The following is a 20,264-nucleotide window of genomic DNA, read 5'->3' as shown; positions in this document are numbered from 1 at the left end:
ATTTCAAAATTAACAATTTAAATATAGCTTTAAACAAAATGTAATTTTTGCGCTTACAAATTGTTGACAGCCTTATCAAAAGCCGCGACTATATAACTAAAATCTAATTCGATATTTATAAAGTGAAAATAACGCGTCTGTTAGATATTAAAAAAGTTTCCCACATTCCCGACGCTGCCAAACTTTCTCCGGAAAGCCCGCTTATCAGAAAAAAAGTGGATGAATTGATTGACATTATTGCACAGTCGGCCGTCAACAACACGCAGGCCAGTGCCTATCAGCAGGAAATAGAAGAAGCTTTCAGACGCTCAGCAGTTAAAGCCAAAGCGGTAGCCCCTTTCCGGGCGCTGGACCAGGATAATAATCTTTCGCGTGAAGAGCTTTTGGAAGGACTGGAAAAACTGCTTTCCGAAAACAAGATCGACAGCAAGATCAGCAGCGCGCATTTAAGAAGGAATGCCGCCCAAAAAGCAGTCATGTTCATTCTGGCCATTTTACTGATCGTTGTTGGTTTCGCAATGATCATTATGCCTGCTCCGCCGAGCTTTGAGATCTTTACCGTTTATTATTTCAATGCAAATGACGGCGTCACGATCATGGATCTGGTGTCGTTACTCATTATTTTTGGCGGAGTGCTTTTATTTGTGCTAAACTTCAATAAAAAATGATCTCGTTTTCCGAGCCTCCGACCAACGTCAAAAAAATCTTGCTGGTAGAGGATAACCTTATGTTTCGAAGGGTTTTCGAAGCGTCCCTGATCAAGGCAGGATATAGCTGCATGGCTTGCGAGTCGGGTACGGAAGCATTGGCATTGCTGGTAGACGAAACCCCGGATCTGATCCTTTCCGATTATGATATGCCCATCATGAACGGCTTTGATTTCCGGCAGGCCATTTTGCTTAATCCTAAAATCAGCGACATTCCGTTCGTGTTTCTCACATCTTTCACAGATAACTCCCTGATACTGGAAGGTTTGAGCATGTACGCCATTGATTTTATCAATAAGGAAACACCCATTCCGGTGATCATTTCCAAGTTGGGCAACATCATTAAGTCACTTCAAAACGAACATGTCAGGTCCGTTCGCGAGCTAAGAGTTGCGGCCGAAACGCTCAATGTGAAGTCGATACCCACACACAGTCCTACGGTGCACGGCTTTCGCCTGCATTACTGGCATAAGGGCTATCTGGGTTACCCTGGCGGCGATTTTATCGACTTTGTGCAGGCCGATCAAAGGTTCTGCTTCGCCTTTCTGGGTGATATTATGGGAAAAAAGTGGACGGCATGGTTCTTCACTTTCGGTTTCCTGAGCTACATCCGCGCCGCCATCCGCTTTTGTGTCCTCGACAATGATCTGACGCTCGATAACATTGTCCAGAAAATCAATAAGCTGATTTGTATGGATGAAAGTTTACAAAATATCCTGTCGAGCCTGTCGCTGCTCTTGCTGGATAGTGAAACCGGTGAGGTTCATTATACAGGAGCGGGCGATCTGCCGCTGATCAGTTACAGCCCGGAAACCGGGAAAGCGACAACGGTCCTTTCGTCGGGCTTGCTGTTGGGCTTAATGGAAGAAGGATTTTACGATAAGCAGATTATCCGGATGAAAACGGGCGATCAGCTGGTCATTTTTACGGATGGCATGATCGACATTCCTTCGGCCGGCTCGAAAAAGAGCGACTATCCATTTTTTGTTTCCAAAATCACGCCCTATCTGGGTGAGGACGAAAGCTTTGAGCTGATCAAAACGAATGTCCTGGAAAGCATCAATGACACCAATCAAATGGATGATGCAAGCATTATTTTTATTGAAAAAACATAATCCCTCATGATACTAAGAGTAAACCAAATTGATCACGTAGCGCAGGCAACGATCTTGCCGCAGGAGGCAAGCCTTGCCAACGCCGAAATGTTTAAAGAAGAAATGATCACCCTCGTAGCCAATGGTGCGCGGCTGATCATGGTGAGTTTCGAAAATGTAAATTATATCGACAGTTCATTTCTCGGCAGCCTCGTTGTGGCGCTGAAATACGCGATGCCCAGGAATGTCGACATTTATCTCGTTGCATTAAAACCAGACGTAAAAAACCTGCTCACGCTAATCAGGATGGATAAAGTCTTTAAAATCTTTAAAGACTTCGAAGAAGCAATGGAGGCATCCCAATAATCTATGGAGCACGATCGGATAAGAATTCAATTTACCAGCAACCGGGAAGAAATTCCCGGCATTTTAAAGATTTGCCTGGACCATGTCGTGCAAAACACAAAAAACACATCCCTGTCCCCGGAAACATTTTCCAAAATAAAATGGGTCATTACCGAGCTTTTAACCAATGCGGTAAAACATTCAGGAACAGGACATTGCACACTGAACATTAAGGTTGACAGCAACCAGCTTATTCTTGAAAAGGAAGACCAGGGGAATCCATTGTCGCTTTACGAGCAAGAGACTGGGACAATATTCACCTGGCCCATAGCAGATCTTACAGGCAGGCTAGAGTTCCAGATTTATCACAATGGTGTCGATTCACTGAATGTAAGATCAGACGCTGCCCATCTCGCAAAATTCTATATAGAGGAACTGAAAGGCATGGAAATTCCGGGGCTGCTGCTCGATACCAGCGAACATTTCGGCTTGTTGATCCTGACCAAAGCATCGGACGAATTTTGGTATGAATATGATCCAAAAACCAGGGTTAACCGCTTTGTGAGCCTGTTTAATCTTCAAAGTAACTAGCATGAAACACCGGTTCGAAGTCCTGGATATTTTTCGTGGGTTGTTTGCAACATTAGTCTTTGCGTTTCACCTCCTGCCCTTTGCAAACACGCCAATCCTCAACAACCAGTTTGTTGAAAACTCCGATATGTTCGTGGATTTCTTCTTCGTACTCAGCGGTTTCGTGATTGCTTACAGTTACCAGTCGCTTTCGGACGGCCCGCAGCTTAAATTGTTTTTGACCAAAAGGGTTTACCGGGTCTATCCACTCCATTTCGCCATGCTAATTGCCTTTTTGGGAATAGAAGTTGCCAAAAATATACTCAGCCCCTACATTCAGGTGAATAATCTTGTAAATCCTTCCAACAATGTTTTCACTTTTTTCACTTCATTATTTCTCGTAAACTCAACGCCTGTCCCGGGGGTCAGGGATGTGAGCTGGAACATTCCAAGCTGGTCCATCAGTGCTGAAATGATCGCTTATGTGGTGTTTGGATCGCTGCTGGTTTTCATTCATTCTTCCGGCCAGTTTACAAGGCGGAATTTCTATTATGCGCTGGTCATTCTGGTTTCCCTCACGGGACTTTGGTTCGTTTCCAATAGTTTTCAGATCAATTACAGCTTTGACTACGGATTTTTGAGAGGCATTCTGGGCTTTTTTACGGGCGTGCTTTGTTTCAATCTTTTCAGTAATACACACACGTTTGTGAGGACAAAACCTTCCTGGCTGTTCTCTTTGGGGGAATTGCTGACGCTGTCACTGATCGCCCTTGCCATTTACTACGGCGAAGCAATGAAACCTTGGGGTGCTGTTTTTGAAGTTTTGTTTTTCGCCTGCATTTACACTTTTGCATTTGAAAAAGGCATTATTTCTGCCGGAATGAAGCGCGTTGGCCTTTTTCACAAGCTAGGCCAGTATTCGTATTCTATTTATATGACACACGCTTTGCTCGTGAGTCTTTTCAATGTGCTTTTTATCAGGATTCTCAAATTCCAGCCGGAAGATTACGCGTATCTGGTGTTTCTGAACTTCTTACTGATCTACATCGTGTCGGCCTGGACTTACAAAAATATTGAAACGCGCTTTCAGTATAAATCCAAAAAAAAGGCAGTAACCGAGGAGGTGAAGTAAATAAGTTGTTCTGACTTAGAACGTATCTATTTGACGGCAAGTTTGAGCCAATAAGTTCTTAACAGGCCAATTGCCTCCGCATAACCCACCGCAAACACGCTGAAAATGCTGAACGGATGAAAACGGTTCAGTCCCCAGTAACCAATGCTCACGGCAATTAATGTAGGCACAACACCTGCGATGGCCACTCCGTAGATGTTTCCAGTGATGTAAATACCTAAAAATGATGCCGAAACGCTTCCTACCAGCATGATCAGCACTTTAATAAAGTTGATTTTAGGCTGATGGATCACATCCAGGGTCAGTGCGAAAAACCGGTCAAGCGGGTATAAAAGCGCGAAGGTCATAAAGAGCCGCATAATGTTGGCTGCCTCGGAATGCACATATTTACTGCCTCCAATGATGCTGATGGCAACATCTGCAAAAATTACGGCCACAATGCAGGCTGGCAATAAAGCCATGGTAATGAGCCCCGTATAACGTTTCATCGTCATGATCACCTTTTCGCGATCACCCGCATTATAAGCTGCCGAAAGTTCGGGCATACCCGTTGCAGCGAAGCTTCTGAGCGGGATTTCTATGATCTCCATCAGCCGTTGCCCCAGATTGAAAACAGCCACAGCGGCTGGCCCGAGCATGAAGTTGATGATCATGGTGTTGGATGTGCCGAAAAGGTTGGAACTCAGAGTAGTGCCGACGCTATATTTGCCAAAATGGAAAATTTCGGTGATACACTTCCAGGTCCGGTTCTTGAAATCGGGCAACCGTGCCCAGCCGGTGATAATGGTAAAAAGACTGGTAAAACCAGCCCCGGCGAGGTAAGCGTAAATAATGTTCTGCAAACTGGCCGTTTTGGTAACAGCCATAATGATCACAAAAAGGATAAAAACGCCCTGGCTAAGAAATCGGATGCAAAGCAGCTGGTCAAACCGCTGCTCAGCTTGAACCACGCATGAAGCGATAAAGTAAGGAAGCGACGCGATATATATGATCCCAAACCATTCCAGGAAAAGGACCATTGAAGGATTTTCAAAATAAGACGAAAACAAGAATGCCGGAATGTTGATCAGCGCTAAAATGGCGGTGATAGCTCCTCCTATGAACCATGCGGAGCCCACAACTTCGGCTTTCCTTTCCGGGCTCGCTCCTGCGTAAAACTTGATAAATGCCGTCGTGAGAAAACCGGAACGGAATGTATCAACCAGCAAAAGGATCGATAAAAAAAACACCCACATCCCAATGCTGGCCACCGGCAATGCGCGGTAAAGGATGATCATATTCAACATGCCCAAAACGGACATGATCCCATTTCCGGCCAGTGAGAGAAAATGTTTGTTCTTTACCTTTTGTAGAAGCTGAAATGCCATTAATGTTTTTGCCAGATAAAATCTATCTGCGATAATAGAACTAATTTTACAATTTTTTGCGCAAACCCGGATTAAAGTTTTAACTTTCAACCGGAACCGCACTTGCAGTGACAGCACATTATTTCATTAAAGCGTATCGACTCCACTTTACTATCTGGACATGAGTTTATTTGGCTTGCCGAAATGGATTTTTCCCCATCTTTTCACAAACAAGCGGTTTCAGGATCTTACCGGCGAAGAAGTTGAACGTCTCCGGACGGCCATCAGCCGCTTTAAAGAAGAAAGCCCGGATGTATCCGTGGTAATCCCCGCCTGGAACGAGGAAAATAACATTTACCGCACGCTTTCGTCGTTATCGGCCAGCAAGAGCAAATACAAGGTTGAAATCATCGTCATCAATAATAATTCGACCGACGGCACGCAGAAAGTCCTGGAAACGCTGGGCGTCCGCACATATCTGCAAACCATTCAGGGAACTCCTTTTGCCCGGCAAATGGGCCTGGAACTGGCCCGCGGCAAATATCACCTTTGCGCCGATTCCGATACATTTTATCCGCCCGACTGGATAGACCTCATGGTTGCCCCCATGGTGAAGGACGCCGGGATCACGGGTGTTTACGGAAATTATGCTTTCATTCCGCCAGAGAACCAGGGACGCTTCGGACTCTGGATCTATGAAAAATTTGCAGGCATAATGATCCGGATCAGGAAGAAAAACCGTGAATATCTGAATGTCTACGGCTTCAATATGGGCTTTGTCACGGAAATAGGCCGTGCTATGGGCGGCTTTAAAGTGAGCGGGTCCCGCGTTTACGCCAACATTGTCGGAAGCGATTTTCAGAATGAAGCAGAAGACGGCCGTATGGCCCTGAACCTTAAAAAAGCCGGAAAACTGGCCATGGTAGCCGATTCCCGGGCGAAGGTTTTCACTTCTCCGCGCAGGTTACTGGATGATGGAAGCATTACCAACGCCTTTTTCAACCGCGCCAAAAGACAGTTGCAAGGAATGCGTGACTATCTCTCGATGTTTTGACAAAATACCATTATCCTATGCATATTTTTCCTGATACTACGCTGCTCATTACCCATTACAACCGCAGCAGTTCCCTTGAACGACTTTTAAAATCATTTGAAGACCTGAATTGTCAGTTCGGAGATATCGTCGTTTCCGATGACGGCAGCAAGCCCGAGCATCTCGACAGAATCAGGGCCATGAAAGTCCGTTACCAGTTTAACCTCGTGACGACGCCTGTGAACCGGGGATTAGGCGATAACATTAACAAGGGGCAGGAAGCTGTGAAAACGCCTTACACACTTTATGTTCAGGAGGATTTTAAACCAAGGGAAATTTTTCCGGCACATTTTGAGGATGCGCTGGCATTTATGAACGAAGATCCGCAGCTGGATATAGTCCGTTTTTACGCCTATTTCTCCTATCCCAACCTGAAACCTTTTAAAAAGGGTTTTTCAGAAATGGTTTATTCGTTCTGGGACATGAACCACATCAAATTCTACTATTACAGCGATCACCCGCATTTAAGGAGAAGTGATTTTCTTCAAAAGTTTGGAAAATACCCGGTGGGACTGAATGTGAATGTCACAGAATTCAAAATGGCGCTCAGCTTCCTGAAAAAGAAAGGTAAGGGCTTGTTTTTCAATGAATTTACAACATTATTCGACCAGCTGAATTCCTCTCAGGAACCCAGCACATTTGCCCGGGCGGACTGGAAGCTCAGCTCAAATCCTTTTATCAAATTGAGCCGGCTTGTATATCTTCGCTATCGCTGGTTAAAAAATACGGTCGATCTGATGTTAACGAAATAACCGGAATGCGCAGCCACGGCATATGAAAAACGATTACTTTTTTAAAGATGTAACATTGCTGGTTACACATTACAACAGAAGCCGGTCACTGGAACAGCTGCTGAAATCCTTTGCCGACCTGCATTGCAGCTTTGAAGACATTGTCGTTTCCGATGACGGCAGCAAACCCGAGCATATCGATTACCTGCACGCATTGCAGTCACAGTTCAGTTTCAGATTGATCACAACGCCCAAAAACAAAGGGCTTGGCAATAATATCAATAAGGGCCAGGATGCGGTAAAAACGCCCCTCACATTATACGTGCAGGAAGATTTCACGCCGGCACCTATTTTCCCTGAGAAGTTCCGGCATGCATTGCAACTCATCAACACCAGACCGGAGCTGGATATGGTGAGGTTTTACGCCTATTTTGAATATCCCTATCTTATAAATGCCGACAATGGATTTTATGATATGGACTTCAATGTGTGGAAACCGGGTTACCGGAAATTTTACATGTACAGCGACCACCCGCATTTACGGCGCACGAGCTTTTTCCAGAAGTTTGGCCGATACATTGAGGGCCAGAAAGGGGATTTTACGGAATACAGCATGATGATGTCATTCCTTAAAAAGAAAGGAAAGGCCGTTTTTTATAAAGATTTTACAGCTTTGTTTACCCAAAAAAACTCCGAAATCGAGCCGAGCACCATGACGCGGGAAGACTGGCGGCAAAGCGAAAACTTTTTTCTTTCTAACCTGAGGCATCTTTACCGGCATTTAAAATTTAACTTTGATTACCTTACCTGATTTCCTGCTTATCAAAAGCGGATACCCAAGATCAATTACAGCGCCCCCAATTGTTTAAGCTCATGCCAACTTCTTTAACAAAAGACACTTTTCGGTGGTATTATGCTTGCATTTACCTCGGCCTTGCGTTGATTTTTGGTTCTCAATATTTTACTTACAAAAACGTCCGCGACCTTTCCCTCAATAACGAACGCCTCAACCGCACGATCGGCGTTCTGAACCAGACTGCGAATTTTGGGCTGGTAACAAAGGATTTTCAGTCCAATATGCGTGGTTACCTGATCACGCAGGACAAAAACCTGCTGGCCGATAATTACAATAAAAAAATTGCGCTGATAGGCATTACAGACACGCTTTTTAACCTTGTAAAAAATGATGCAGCCCAGACCGTCAAGGTGCGTCAGCTGTTGTCCATATCCAGTAACATTGTTGCTTACACACAGGGGATTGTCACCATTAACAGGACGATCGGCTCCGACAGCGCTTTTGCAAAAATCCGGGAAGGCGAAGGCATAAGGCTTAATAACTCGCTGACCAACAAGATCAAAGAGATTGAATATCACGAAAACTACAATCTGAACCTGCGACGGATGCTGGTGGCGCGTACGCAGAAAAACTCCGTGCTGTTTATCATTGTTACCGGCGTAGTTGGCCTCTTCCTCACCGTGCTTTCCATTGTTTTCCTGAACCTCGACAAGCAAAAACAAATCCTTTTACAAACGGAGATCAATGAGAAAGAGCGGCTCGTCACGCAGTATCTTGAAGCCATTCCGGACGGTGTGATGGTGATCAATAAGGAAAAAGAAATTGTGTTTCTGAACGGGTCCGGCCGGGAGATTTTAGGGTTCAAACCAGGCAATCGAATCACACTCGAAGAAGAGCTAAGCCAGGTCACTTTGCTTGATCCTATGCGCTCCCACGAGCGCTTCACGCCAGACACATTGCCCGTTGCGCGCGGTCTGAAAGGAGAAAAGCTGGCCAGCAATAAAATTGACCTGATCAAAAACGATAAAATTTATCACCTGGAAACCAATGTTCAGCCTGTGATCGGGATGGATGGCGAGATTTCCAGCGCAATCACCGTTTTCAGGGACATTACCGAGCGGGCGAATTATGAAGCTACGCTTGAAAAAGCAAGGGCGCTTGCCGAGAAATCCGTGCGCGTGAAGGACATTTTCCTGTCGAATGTGAGCCACGAGATCCGTACGCCGCTGAATGCCATCATTGGTTTCACCAACCTGCTTGTAGGAGAAGTAAAAGTGCCCAAAAGCATTGAATACGTAGAATACATCCAGTATGCAGGAAGGAACCTGCTGGAACTGATCAACGACATTCTCGATTTCTCCAAGATCGAAGCGGGCCAGGTGCATCTGGAAAAGACCACGGTCTCGCTCAAAGAAGTGGTTGATTCCGTGTCTGTTATCGTAAACCAAAAAGCCGTTGAAAAAGGTATCTCTTATCAGCACAAGCTAGCCGACGACCTGCCAGAATTTGTGGAGGCCGACAAGCTCAGGCTTACGCAAATCCTGCTTAATGTGTGTGGTAATGCGGTTAAATTCACCGAAAAGGGCAGTGTTACCCTACACGCCGCCCCGATCCGCGAAGTGATCAATGGCGTACAAACCGTCCGCATCACCGTAACCGACACAGGAGTCGGCATTGCCAAAGATAAGCTGAATGATGTTTTTAACCGCTTTGTGCAGGCGGCGGAAAGCACCACGCGGATCTTTGGAGGAACCGGGCTTGGCCTGAGCATTGTAAAATCGCTCGTCGAGCTCTTCGACGGAACATTGAAGCTGGAAAGCGAGCTCGGAAAAGGCACTACTTTCACAATGGATTTCCCATTCCAGATCATGCAGGCTCCCGCCCAAACCACGGAAAAGGAACTCGTAATCGATCCCAAGCAATCCATTTCATCCCTCAAAGTGCTTGCCGCTGAGGACAACACATTAAATCAGAAATTACTGCATGCTATATTTGAAAGATTGAAGATACCTTTGCGCATCGTTAACAATGGTCAGGAGGCGCTGGACAAGTTAAAGGAAGAAGACTTTGACATTGTTTTAATGGATATCCAGATGCCCGTCATGGACGGTTATACTGCAATCAAGGAGATCCGCAAATCCATTTCGAAAACAATCCCGATCATTACCATGACGGCCCATGCAATGGTTGGGGAAAAAGAAGAATGCCTTAGCATTGGCGCTAACAGCTACATTTCCAAGCCTTTCAAGGAAAGTGAATTATTAAATACAATCGCATATCTGGGAAACAGAGGCAATATGAATCCCAACATCACAACACCACAAAACACAGAAGTAAATCCTCAACAACGGAACGACATGGCAGATAGTTTGCTTAATCTTGAATACCTGGCAGAAATCACAGGCGGTGATATGGAGCTTCGCGGGGAGCTGATTCAAATGTTTGAAAACGACAGTAAAACACAGTTGCAGGCCATTGAAGAATCATCTGCATCCGGTGATCTTGAAAGGCTGCGCCAGTCCATTCACAAATTCCGCTCGTCCCTCTTTTCAGTTGGAATGCTCGCAACAGCCAACCAGTACAAAGAGCTGGAAGCTATTCTCAAACAAGGAAACTGGGACAATGCGCTGAGCCAAAAGCTGACACTTCTGAAAGCGGAGTCCGAAGCGGGGCTTGTCCAGCTGAAATTATTGTAATGCTAATGGGTCCTGCCGGACCCTGACAAATCGATTGCCTTGTAAATTTCGGCGACGCTATTCTCCCAGGTATGTGAGCTCGCAAATTCCCTGCGGGCCGCAACCCGCGCTTCCGAGTTTTCTGAAAGTGCCTGCGCGATCAGGGAAATGTAATCTTCCTTCGTTTTTCCCAGATAAACATGCTCTGCAAAAACGCTCATCGCATCGGTTCTAGTGGCCACTACCGGCTTTCCCACAGCCAGATATTCATCTATTTTCCTAGGATAATTTCCAATGGTAACTTTATTCAAAAGCTGCGGATTAATGCATACGTCAAACGAATTGATATAAGCGGGCAAATCACTGATATCACGTGACCCGGTGAATTTCACATTCGGCAGCTGGTGTAATGTGCTGGCCAGAAACGCATTGTCTTCCGGCCCCACCAGGATAATGTTCCAGTCGGGCCGCGTTGCTGCAATGTGCTGCAACAGGTCCATGTCCAGCCGGATGCTTTGCAGCGCTCCCACATAGCCTATACGCGGACGAGGCACATTGCGCATATCGTCTGGTTCGGAAGTCTTGCTTCCTTCAAGGAAAATTTCCAGATCGCAGCCTTGCCCCACATAAAAGGAATTGGGATTGAATTTCCGGCAATAATCCGCCAGATAGGTTGAGTTCGCTACACAAATGTCACTCTTGGCAATAAGCTGTGGTTCGAGCAGATCGCCATGTTTTTTCCAGTAATCCACAGCCCGCATGTAATCCCGGGAATAGTAAATCGACAATTTTGGTTGGAGCAGATCTTTGAGATAAAAGCTCCGGAACATGTCATTGTCATTGAAATGAATGATATCCCGAAAGCCCAGCTTGTCAGCCGAACGCCGGATACTGTCAGCAAAAGTTTTATTATTACGCTTATTAAAAAAACTGAAAATGGCGTCGGAAGGGATCCAGTTTATCGATTCTGTGATTTGGTCCGGATAGAGCACCCAGAGGTTTTCTTGTATTTTTTCCAGGCCATCGCGCTTTTTTTTGATCACTTCCTGGCGCTTCACAATCTTCGGGTCGCTGCTGCTTCTGAACAATGTGGCACGGTCGAGGGCAGAGTTGACGTATAAAACACGATGCTGTTTGCTGAATTCCAGTGCAATGTTTTTGCAATTGCTCCCAATTTCCACATCCCAGGCCTGTTGTCCGGTAATGATAATGTCCATAAATGATTTACCGATAGATTAAAAAAGTTTTCTGCACGTGTTTGCGGAAATACTGGGAATTGAAAGCTAAGTAAGATTAAGTATTTGTCTGTCGAGCCGGTCTAATAATCCGGACGACTTTGACGGATCCATTTTTCTGGCAAAAAAAGCCCCGGAGTTTAACAGATCTTCCAAATCATTTTTAGTCAATATTTCAGGACTCGCCTTTCCTTCCAGCCATTTGGTGTAGCGCAGATTGGAATTCACCATACTTGCCTTCATATTGGAATTATATAAAATGGTCTGGAAAATGATCTCATCAGGCGCCCACGTGTGCTTGAAAAATCGCACAACCTCGGGATGCGTGTCCAGATATTGCAGAATATACCTGACCGCATCCATTGTCAGGCTCATCCATTGCGAACGTCCGACCGGGATCAGATGATCCGGCATTTGCCTTGCGGGCAGTATTCTGTTCATCCATTTCTGGACAAAATATTTACCGGGAAATGAGTAATTGGTTAAATGATAAGCTGTTAACCTGGGTATCGCCTCTTTCCATTCCTCCATCACCAGCTCATAATGCATGAAATTCTGGCCCTGATGTTCCTGAAAAAACCGGTTCATTTCCGAAGGATCTTTCAACGGATAGTCCGAACCGCTTAACAGGTTAACGTAGTCAATGTCAAGTCCCGAGTTGGCTATCGCGCGGAAACCGTTGATCGTCGCCTGCACAATGCTGTATGCGCCCCACCCTACTTTTATACGGTCATTCACAAAATGCACGCGTTCCTGAGTGCTTAAAAATAGGAACGGATCCAATGTCTTTTTGGCATCGATATGGAGAAAAATGTAAGCATCAGGATGTTCAAGAGCGCGAATGAGCCGCGCCAGTTGCCCGGGTTCGGAGTGAGCCAGAATAAGATGGGCAATTTTCATAAACTTATTTGATGCATAGCGTTTTCAGTTAATTTTTTTCCTCAGGATATCTGTATTTGCATGACTTAAAGATCGCATAATTTAATATTTTTGTACAAATAATTTTACCCAGCTCCCTCAATTTATAATGACTAAATCGTCGGTAAGGATTCACTCCCTTGATTATTTGCGTGGCCTCGCAGCACTTGGAATCATGTTATACCACATGCACCTGCTCAATTTTGGCGAAACCGATTCCTCATCCCCTCTGGCTGTCATCAAGATCTACGCAGTAACGATATTCTTCATTCTGAGCGGCTTGACATTGTACAAGGTTTATTATCACAGCCTTTCCTACGAAACCATCAGGATCTTTTTCATCAAAAGGGTTTTCCGGATCGTACCGCTTTTATGGCTCGCTACGCTGCTGACATTCCTGCTGTCCGAAGAGGCGTATACACTTAAAAAGATGGCGGTTAATATGCTGGTTTTGCCTGGCATCCTGAAACCGGAGACTTTCATCGCCAATGGTGCCTGGTCCATCGGGAATGAGCTGGGATTTTACCTTTTTTTTCCGCTCATTATTTTGCTTGTCCAAAGGAACGTCAATTACCTGATCGCCCTGTTCCTCGGATCATTGGTCCCGTTTTTATATTTCACCTATTTTGTGCTGGACCCGGAAGTCCCGCTCGGTCTGCAATGGAGCCGTTATGTGAGTCCGTTTAACCAATTCACCTTCTTTCTGGTGGGAATGGGATTGGGCGCATTAAGACAAGCCCCGGCGTCACTCGTTCGTGCAGCGCCTTATCTTTTTCTGGTGACGCTGGCGATGCTTTTCGCTTACCCTGTTTCCGGTGAACCCATTCACCTTACATCCGGCAACAACAGGATAGTCCTTTCCATATTGACCACATTGCTCTGTTACTTCATCTACATTGCCGATTTTTCATTCCTCCCATCGGCCGCACAATGGGCGCTATCTACATTAGGCGAGATCAGTTACTCGGTTTACCTGATCCACCCCATCGTATACGCCTTGATCCGGATTGCAATGGGTGAGGCCGCAGTTTCACAGCCTTATATCCTGATTGCGAGCACCGTCGTTGCGTCATTGGTTGTAAGTTATTTTGTATATCAATACTTCGAAAAGTACTTCATGAACCTTGCGAAATATTTCAATGTCAGCAAGAAATCGACTGTTACTGTGAAATAGCGGCCTCTTTCATGCGTTTTTCCTCCTCTTTATCGTCGATCCTTTTGGTGATATTAATGACCGCTACAACGAAATAGAAGTAAATGTTCGAAGGGAATTGCACCAGCGCTTCCTGAGGGTAATTACCAATGTTATAGGCAAATACAATAAGCAGCATGGCCATGCAATAGGTTTTCAACTCGGGATTTCGGATCGAAAAGTAGTTGTTAATCCCTTCCCTCAAAATAAAGAACATCAGTAAACAGAAAATGGCAAGGCCGATCCAGCCCAGCTCTACCGCAATCCGGACATAACCGCTGTCTGGCGGGAAACTGGCCAGATATGACTGTGGCGCAAAGCGTTGTCCCCACGCGCCGGTTGCACCCAGGCCACCGCCCATGGGATGGGTTAAAATGTAAGGCTGTATCCTTTTCTGGTTGTTTTTCCGCGCCTGAAACGAAATGTCTTCATTGGGTTTGAATGCAGTTTGAAAGCGGACAATGTTCGAATTACTTGTGGGGACCAGGATCAGAAACAATATCCCCACGCCCGCGATAGCTGTTCCGATAAGCACCTGCCTGCTGAATTTTAAGATAACAAACAGCACCATTGCGGCCGGAAGCAACACATATGCGCCCCGCGTACCGGAAAATAGCATTGCCGTAAACATGATAATGGTAAGCCCGCTCAAAACGTACTTTTTCCATTTCTGCTTCACATAAGATAGCAATGCAATGCACAGAATGCTGCTCACGACCATATTATAGGAAAAAGCCACAGGGTCGGAAAAGATCGAAAACTTACGCCAGTGCCCGGATATAAAAAGCAGTTCTTTGATATTAGGGTCAGAATACAACCATGCTTCTTCTGATGCTGAAAATCCTATAAACTCCTGTTTAAAAGCATACAAAGCCGCAAAAGCCGCCAGTCCGATCCACATTTTCAACAAAAACCGGATCTGCTGCACAGTTTTGATCTGATACATAAACACAAAATAAGTGAGCATCACAATCGCCACCGCCCTGATCGTATACACCCAGGCCAATCGGGATTCGGCAACCGGGTTCGCCACCTGAGCCATGTTATAAGCGATCCAGATCAGGATCAATGTCCCGATCGGCCCTCTGAACATGGTCCAGTCGGGGTTGCGTTTCTGGCGGATGAAGAATCCCAGAATGAGCAGTCCCTGGATCCCGTCCATAACCGTCCCGAGCGGGAAGTCGATGCCGAGCCGACCTACAAAAAAAAGCAGGTAAGCAAGCATCAACAATACGGTAATCCCAAACTGCGGATAAGCCACAATGGCATAAACAAAAGGCGGCCCGATCATCAGCACAAGGATCAATGCCCCTGCCAGGATGCCCTGGTAGGCGATTAACGCGCCAATTCCGGCAGAAAGTATGAGCAGGATGATCAGCCCCGTGGGACTGCTGAGCTTATCGACCAAAAACAATTTGCGGAGCTTGCCTTTAAAGGTCTGCTCAGCCGCATTGCTGTTGGAAATGAAAAGTTGTAAATCGTTCTCCATCAAAAGAACAGGATTTTAAAGAAAAAAATAAATGTGCTTACCAGGGCCAGAAGCAAGGCAACCTGCCGCGTTTTTTTTTGCAGCGGCGAAAGATGATCAAATGTCTCCTTCTTTTTTATCTCCTTCTTAACCGGATAAATCTTCATGGTGCAGCAGGCTAAATCTGTTTTTGGTCTGTCTGGCTACTTCGTGTTGCCACAGAAATCTGATTGGCCTTCCGTGCATTCAGCAGGGCGAGCAGTTGAAAAGCAATGAATTTGGGAATGTTGACCAGCGAATGGTAAATTTTCGGGTCCGTATGAGATCTTTTTAATGAAATATAAAATCCTATGACAAACACACACAAACCCAGGAACCAGGTAACCGCCACAGGAATGGAAATGAACAGGTTGATCAGCATGAAAACCACCGACAGGATCAGGAAAATGAACAACGGCGGCCTGAGCAGCACAAGCCCGAAAATCGTCTGGTTCCAGTTGAAACTTGTCAGGCCATTGAAAAAGATCTTAAACCCAAGTGCAAAATATTTGAACCAGGTATTGATCCAGCGCGCCCGCTGTTTTACCAACTGATCGCTTCCGGTCGTTTTTTCATCATATACAATAGCCTTTTCAGCAAATGCAATGCGGTATTTCCGGCTAACGATCCCTTCCTGCAACACTTTATCAAAACCCGCCCCGGTAACATCCAGATGCCCCAGGCATTCTTGATACAATGCTGTTGTAAAGGCCATGCCCGATCCCGCTAATGTTGCAGAAGAACCCGCACCGAAAAGCACTTTTCCATCATAAAAATGGTAATAAATGTCCCGAGCGGCATCCAGGCAAGCGTAAGTGCTATCCAGGTTTTTAGCCTCCCGTACGCCCTGAACGGCCTGAAATCCAGCTTTGAAATAAATATTCAGTTCATTCAGATATTGCGGGTCTGTAAGGTTATCACTGTCTATAATGGTCAAATGGGAATGAGGCCTGATAAAATTCTGGATTGCGTAGAAATGCGAACGGGTGTTACTGCCCAGCACCTGGGGCGGGCGGAGCAATGAAACCCGGTCTGTTGGAAAATGCAGGCCGGTAATGTCGCATTTATCCGCAACAACATAAATATGAAAGCGCTGATAATCTAATGCTAGCAGCGAGCTCACCACCGCAGGAAGCTGCTGCGTGTATTCATAAGCTGTAACAATAATGGCGTAATCCGGTAATTCTGAGCCTGATGCATTGCCTGCTAACTTATCCTTACCCCGGATGCCGTAAATTATAAGCAGCAACACGGGAAAGACCAGGTTATACCAGATCAGGAACTGAATCAATAGCCAAAGCGCTTCCACTATTTTCATGCTTCTACCGGTTTGCCAATTTTTCCAGCTTGTTCCGGAATGTCCTCAGTGTTGGTAAGCACCCATCCGGAAAACTTGTCATCCAGACTATTCAGATACTGAATTTTAGACTGGTCATCGTCTGAAATAGATCTTCCCGCTGCAAAAACCGCTACAACGCGATCAGAAAATGTGATCCATTCCTTCGCCTTATTCATAGCTGTGAGGGAGTCGGCTTCAACCAGTATGATATCAAATTGCGTTTTCAGCACTTGCAAACGGTCACTTACTGATTTTTCGTCTGCCAGTTCGAGTAGGGAAATGTCCCCGCCTTTATTGCCCAGGATGCGGATCTGTCCCGCGCTGGCTTCAAGTACTGCATTGCTTTTCACAAAGTTCTCAATCAGGGTCGTTTCCGGGTTTAGTTTTGAGATATCAGGCTGCCCGAAGTTTCCGTCAATGATCAGGACGGATTTATTGATTTTAGAAAAAGCCCACGCAAGCGCAACCACAAAAGACGTCTTTCCCACTCCAAAGGAAAGGCTGGTAACGGCAATGATCTTGGGATCATCAATCTCATTATCAAGCTCATAGCGAATCGAGCGGACCAGATTTTTGTAAAGTCTGGTGGACTTATCATCCGAAGCATTCATCCCCGACAAGCTCAGGTTTGCGCCTTTGTCCAGCACATTGAGATAACCCAGCACAGGGCGTTCGGTGGCATTGGCAAGCTGCATGGGGTAGCGGATGGATTTGTCAAGATAAAACAGGATAAAGAACACGAACACGCAGAATACCAAGCTGATAACACCTGAAAGAATAACCAGGACCATTTTTTTGGAAGCCTGCACTTCACCCGGCATGGCTCGCTCGATCAGGCGCAGGTAAACCGGAAAACTAAATTCCAGACTGGCCTCATTATAGCGTTGAAGCGCCTCAATGTATTCTTTGCTCGCAATGTCGATAGAAGTTTCGTATTCCTGGATCGTGGCTTCGTTGGGCACCAGTCCGTCGAATTTCCTGTTCAGCCTGTTCAGCTCTCCCTGAATCGACGCAACGCTGTTTTTCGCCAGTTCCAGCGAAATTTCCATAGACAATTTTTGTGTTACCAGGTCCTGTTTAAGTGCCATCGGATTGTAGGCATACTTATCCGTTGCCTCATCAATTTCTGCCGTGAGCTGGTTTCTCAGCGAATCGAGGCTGAATTTAATGCGCTGATCGAAGTTGCTTAGCACATATCTTTCGTTCAATGCCCTCAGATTATTTTTCGAGGCAATGATCTTCTGATTAATGCCCGTCAGTGCGCTTTCGAAATATTTGCGCTCGGTTGGGTCAAACTTCTTGTCAATGTTATTGATCGCCGCTGCCAATGCAATGATATCCTTCTGCGCAACTTCTCTCCTGGTCTCATAATCAGCCATTTGACCGTAAATACTCTTTGCCTGCTCATTCAGATTCAAAACCCGGTTCTGGATCTTGAAATTTCTCAGCGTATTCATCCGGCTATTCAATGCGCCCAGCTTTTGCAGCATGAATGTTTGCAGGAAATCAATTGTCTTTTTATTGTTGCCGACCACACGCGACGAGTTGTCGGAAATGAACTCTTCACTGAGCGTATTGATCACATAAGCAGCCAGTTCGGGATTTTCTGCTTCAAATTCAATGTCGATATAATCACCTACACCGGTTCGGTAAATGATGAGTTTTTCGCGCAGTGTATTGGCTCCGTAGCCCATATCCACGATAATGTCGTTCAGATCATTTTCATAAGGTTTTGATAAAAACAGCTCCTCACGGTTCTTGTGCTTCTGCGTGATCAGGGCAATGGCTTTGGCTTTATCGGCTTTGCTCATTTTTTCCAGCTCTTTCACAGGCTCGCGCCATGTGGAATCTTTCACGCCTTTCAAATGGTTCAATATCAACCTATAAGACACCTGGTCAATGGTCCTCTTCAAACGCATTACCTGGATCAGGCTTTCAAACTTACGGGCGATCTGCTGCTCCTGTTCGTCTTTGGCTTTGGTCACGACCTGGTCCGTTTTATCGACAAGCCCGGTTGCAATACGCGCGTGCGATTCAAATGTGTCCGGCAAGCGCCTGACCAGAAAATAGCAAAGGATAACGGTGATCAGCGGGACCAGGATCAGCGTCACTTTATTGCGTTGCAGTAATCTCAGAAATTGTACAAACTCGCTCATTTTATATCTTCTAATTTTTGTCCCAACAATTCTTCCAGGCTGCTTTTCGCGATCAGAATGTCGCTTTCTGCATTCAGCAGGTTTTGGTAGTGGTCGGTCTGCATGACCAGTGTCTGATTATATTTTTCCAATGTCTCCTGTCCCATTTCAAACCGCTTTTTTACACTGGAAACCATGCTTTCAACATCCAGCGCCGCATTGGACCGCACTTTAAAAACCGCGCGCTTCTGGATGAGTGTGAAATACCGCTTTTTCACTTCCGCAACCATACTCAGGTCAAATGCTTCCTTGTCATGCTGTGTCACCGAAAGCTCTCCCTTCGCTTGCTTGATCTGGCTGGGCTTTTGCAGAATAGCACCAATGTTTACAAAGAAACCAAGCTGATAACCGCTCAGCAATGTTGGCGAAATGGTTGCGGTGTTGTTGTTTGGACTATACAGGTAAGAAAAATTGAAAATGTCGAAATAGGAAAGCTTGGCTTTTTTGATCGCATACTCGGCCACTACAACCCGGTCCTCGTACATTTTGATCTTGGGATAGTTCGCTCTGGTAATGGCAATAAGTTTTTCGAGATAAGCATAGTCTACATCTTTGCTCAAAGACTCCTGTGCGTGGGTTGTGAGGGTAATCAAAAACAGAGGAATTAAAAACACTGCGTATCTCATTGACATTAAATTTTTTAAAAAAATAGTTATTTAAAATGAATTTTGCTTGATTATGTAGTTATAGGAAATACATTTGACCAAAATTACTTCTACTTTTCTCTGCCCTACCCAATGGCATTTTCAGACCAGATCAAGAGCAACCCCCGTTTAAAAAAATTTTTTCACTGGCTCCTTATCCCTACCAATCAGGCGCGACCAAGACTTTGGGTAAGGGTGATACTGAACCGCTTTTATCATCAGAAGGGTAAAAATGTCATTATCAGGAGCTGGGTCAGAATGGATGTGCTGCCATTCAATCCCTTTTCAATCGGAGACAATTCTATGATTGAAGACTTTACTACGGTTAATAATGGTGTGGGGGAAGTAAGGATCGGCAATAACTCGCTGATTGGATTGGGCAATGTCATTATTGGCCCTATTACGGTCGGTAATAATGTGATCCTTGCGCAGAACATCGTCGCCAGCGGATTGAATCACAATTATTCGGACATCGGGCAACCTATTCACCAGCAAGGGGTCAGCGTGGCGCCGATTGTGATTGAAGACGATTGCTGGATTGGCGCTAACACGGTTATCACGGCCGGGGTTACCATTGGTAAACATTGCGTCATCGCCGCTGGGGCCGTTGTTACTAAAAATATCCCTCCTTACTCTGTCGCCGTGGGCAATCCTGCCCGGGTTATTAAACAATACGACGCGTCTCGCAATGAATGGATCAAGACCATTTAACATAAGCGTGTAAAAGTAATTTCAATAATGTTAT

The 20,264-nt window shown here is 45.5% G+C and carries 18 protein-coding genes; 11 read left to right on the top strand and 7 right to left on the bottom strand.

All coding sequences use genetic code 11. The features are described from left to right. Positions 1-122: 122 nt before the first annotated feature. The 5 genes from L0659_RS11565 to L0659_RS11545 are packed head-to-tail and all read left to right on the top strand — an operon-like array spanning position 123 to position 3,848. Positions 123-668, top strand: a complete 546-nt coding sequence (locus tag L0659_RS11565; protein ID WP_235126152.1) for a hypothetical protein — start codon at positions 123-125, stop codon at positions 666-668. Then, positions 665-1,822 (top strand): response regulator, encoded by a 1,158-nt coding sequence (locus L0659_RS11560; protein WP_235126151.1) that lies wholly within the window; start codon positions 665-667, stop codon positions 1,820-1,822. The genes L0659_RS11565 and L0659_RS11560 overlap by 4 nt, the downstream gene beginning before the upstream one ends. Before the next feature lie 6 nt (positions 1,823-1,828). Then, complete coding sequence (locus tag L0659_RS11555) at positions 1,829-2,167, top strand: STAS domain-containing protein (protein WP_235126149.1); 339 nt, start codon at positions 1,829-1,831, stop codon at positions 2,165-2,167. A gap of 3 nt (positions 2,168-2,170) precedes the next feature. Continuing rightward, complete coding sequence (locus L0659_RS11550) at positions 2,171-2,737, top strand: anti-sigma regulatory factor (RefSeq protein WP_235126147.1); 567 nt, start codon at positions 2,171-2,173, stop codon at positions 2,735-2,737. 1 nt (position 2,738) lies between these two features. Then, the gene (locus L0659_RS11545; RefSeq protein ID WP_235126145.1) at positions 2,739-3,848 is read left to right on the top strand and encodes an acyltransferase; all 1,110 of its coding nucleotides are present in this window, start codon (positions 2,739-2,741) and stop codon (positions 3,846-3,848) included. Between the two features lie 26 nt (positions 3,849-3,874). On the opposite strand, the gene L0659_RS11540 is transcribed toward L0659_RS11545, so the two are convergent. Beyond that, positions 3,875-5,215 (bottom strand): lipopolysaccharide biosynthesis protein, encoded by a 1,341-nt coding sequence (locus L0659_RS11540; RefSeq protein WP_235126143.1) that lies wholly within the window; start codon positions 5,213-5,215, stop codon positions 3,875-3,877. 160 nt (positions 5,216-5,375) lie between these two features. Here L0659_RS11540 and L0659_RS11535 point away from each other — a divergent pair, with 160 nt between their 5' ends. The 4 genes from L0659_RS11535 (at position 5,376) to L0659_RS11520 (ending at position 10,510) form a co-directional block, all read left to right on the top strand. Then, entirely contained in the window at positions 5,376-6,248 is an 873-nt protein-coding gene (locus L0659_RS11535; protein WP_235126141.1) for a glycosyltransferase family 2 protein, read from the top strand. Between the two features lie 17 nt (positions 6,249-6,265). Continuing rightward, positions 6,266-7,039: a glycosyltransferase gene (locus L0659_RS11530; protein WP_235126140.1), complete on the top strand. Its 774-nt coding sequence runs from the start codon at positions 6,266-6,268 to the stop codon at positions 7,037-7,039. A gap of 22 nt (positions 7,040-7,061) precedes the next feature. Further along, complete coding sequence (locus L0659_RS11525; protein WP_235126139.1) at positions 7,062-7,829, top strand: glycosyltransferase; 768 nt, start codon at positions 7,062-7,064, stop codon at positions 7,827-7,829. Between the two features lie 62 nt (positions 7,830-7,891). Then, positions 7,892-10,510, top strand: coding sequence for a response regulator (locus L0659_RS11520; RefSeq protein ID WP_235126138.1), 2,619 nt, complete (start codon positions 7,892-7,894; stop codon positions 10,508-10,510). A 2-nt stretch (positions 10,511-10,512) separates the two neighbouring features. Here L0659_RS11520 and L0659_RS11515 read toward each other — a convergent pair whose 3' ends face one another. Then, complete coding sequence (locus L0659_RS11515) at positions 10,513-11,706, bottom strand: glycosyltransferase (protein ID WP_235126137.1); 1,194 nt, start codon at positions 11,704-11,706, stop codon at positions 10,513-10,515. Positions 11,707-11,772: 66 nt separating this feature from the next. After that, positions 11,773-12,624, bottom strand: a complete 852-nt coding sequence (locus L0659_RS11510) for a beta-1,6-N-acetylglucosaminyltransferase (RefSeq protein ID WP_235126136.1) — start codon at positions 12,622-12,624, stop codon at positions 11,773-11,775. 127 nt (positions 12,625-12,751) lie between these two features. Here L0659_RS11510 and L0659_RS11505 point away from each other — a divergent pair, with 127 nt between their 5' ends. Next, positions 12,752-13,816, top strand: a complete 1,065-nt coding sequence (locus tag L0659_RS11505; RefSeq protein ID WP_235126135.1) for an acyltransferase — start codon at positions 12,752-12,754, stop codon at positions 13,814-13,816. Here the strand turns inward: L0659_RS11505 and L0659_RS11500 are convergent. The 4 genes from L0659_RS11500 to L0659_RS11485 all read right to left on the bottom strand — a co-directional run bounded on the left by L0659_RS11500 (position 13,803) and on the right by L0659_RS11485 (position 19,501). Further along, a complete protein-coding gene (locus L0659_RS11500) occupies positions 13,803-15,323 on the bottom strand; it encodes an O-antigen ligase (RefSeq protein ID WP_235126134.1) in 1,521 nt (506 codons plus the stop codon). The genes L0659_RS11505 and L0659_RS11500 overlap by 14 nt on opposite strands. A 157-nt stretch (positions 15,324-15,480) precedes the next feature. Then, on the bottom strand, positions 15,481-16,659 hold the full coding sequence (locus L0659_RS11495) for a glycosyltransferase (protein ID WP_235126133.1): 1,179 nt from the start codon (positions 16,657-16,659) through the stop codon (positions 15,481-15,483). Continuing rightward, on the bottom strand, positions 16,656-18,836 hold the full coding sequence (locus L0659_RS11490) for an exopolysaccharide transport family protein (protein WP_235126131.1): 2,181 nt from the start codon (positions 18,834-18,836) through the stop codon (positions 16,656-16,658). Before L0659_RS11490 ends, L0659_RS11495 begins: the two co-directional genes overlap by 4 nt. Beyond that, a complete protein-coding gene (locus tag L0659_RS11485; protein ID WP_235126130.1) occupies positions 18,833-19,501 on the bottom strand; it encodes a TolC family protein in 669 nt (222 codons plus the stop codon). The genes L0659_RS11490 and L0659_RS11485 overlap by 4 nt, the downstream gene beginning before the upstream one ends. 111 nt (positions 19,502-19,612) lie before the next feature. Here L0659_RS11485 and L0659_RS11480 point away from each other — a divergent pair, with 111 nt between their 5' ends. Next, positions 19,613-20,230, top strand: a complete 618-nt coding sequence (locus L0659_RS11480) for a DapH/DapD/GlmU-related protein (protein ID WP_235126129.1) — start codon at positions 19,613-19,615, stop codon at positions 20,228-20,230. Positions 20,231-20,264: the final 34 nt, after the last annotated feature.

Source organism: Dyadobacter sp. CY347, assembly GCF_021502655.1.
Classification (GTDB): Bacteria; Bacteroidota; Bacteroidia; order Cytophagales; family Spirosomataceae; genus Dyadobacter.
This window is presented reverse-complemented; position numbering and strand designations above follow the sequence as displayed.

Coding starts and splice junctions, on each gene's coding strand:
- L0659_RS11500 (WP_235126134.1), bottom strand. CDS start 15,323: ATGGAGAACGATTTACAACTTTTCATTTCCAACAGCAATGCGGCTGAG.
- L0659_RS11495 (WP_235126133.1), bottom strand. CDS start 16,659: ATGAAAATAGTGGAAGCGCTTTGGCTATTGATTCAGTTCCTGATCTGG.
- L0659_RS11515 (WP_235126137.1), bottom strand. CDS start 11,706: ATGGACATTATCATTACCGGACAACAGGCCTGGGATGTGGAAATTGGG.
- L0659_RS11550 (WP_235126147.1), top strand. CDS start 2,171: ATGGAGCACGATCGGATAAGAATTCAATTTACCAGCAACCGGGAAGAA.
- L0659_RS11560 (WP_235126151.1), top strand. CDS start 665: ATGATCTCGTTTTCCGAGCCTCCGACCAACGTCAAAAAAATCTTGCTG.
- L0659_RS11480 (WP_235126129.1), top strand. CDS start 19,613: ATGGCATTTTCAGACCAGATCAAGAGCAACCCCCGTTTAAAAAAATTT.
- L0659_RS11505 (WP_235126135.1), top strand. CDS start 12,752: ATGACTAAATCGTCGGTAAGGATTCACTCCCTTGATTATTTGCGTGGC.
- L0659_RS11540 (WP_235126143.1), bottom strand. CDS start 5,215: ATGGCATTTCAGCTTCTACAAAAGGTAAAGAACAAACATTTTCTCTCA.
- L0659_RS11520 (WP_235126138.1), top strand. CDS start 7,892: ATGCCAACTTCTTTAACAAAAGACACTTTTCGGTGGTATTATGCTTGC.
- L0659_RS11535 (WP_235126141.1), top strand. CDS start 5,376: ATGAGTTTATTTGGCTTGCCGAAATGGATTTTTCCCCATCTTTTCACA.
- L0659_RS11530 (WP_235126140.1), top strand. CDS start 6,266: ATGCATATTTTTCCTGATACTACGCTGCTCATTACCCATTACAACCGC.
- L0659_RS11525 (WP_235126139.1), top strand. CDS start 7,062: ATGAAAAACGATTACTTTTTTAAAGATGTAACATTGCTGGTTACACAT.
- L0659_RS11510 (WP_235126136.1), bottom strand. CDS start 12,624: ATGAAAATTGCCCATCTTATTCTGGCTCACTCCGAACCCGGGCAACTG.
- L0659_RS11555 (WP_235126149.1), top strand. CDS start 1,829: ATGATACTAAGAGTAAACCAAATTGATCACGTAGCGCAGGCAACGATC.
- L0659_RS11545 (WP_235126145.1), top strand. CDS start 2,739: ATGAAACACCGGTTCGAAGTCCTGGATATTTTTCGTGGGTTGTTTGCA.
- L0659_RS11490 (WP_235126131.1), bottom strand. CDS start 18,836: ATGAGCGAGTTTGTACAATTTCTGAGATTACTGCAACGCAATAAAGTG.
- L0659_RS11485 (WP_235126130.1), bottom strand. CDS start 19,501: ATGAGATACGCAGTGTTTTTAATTCCTCTGTTTTTGATTACCCTCACA.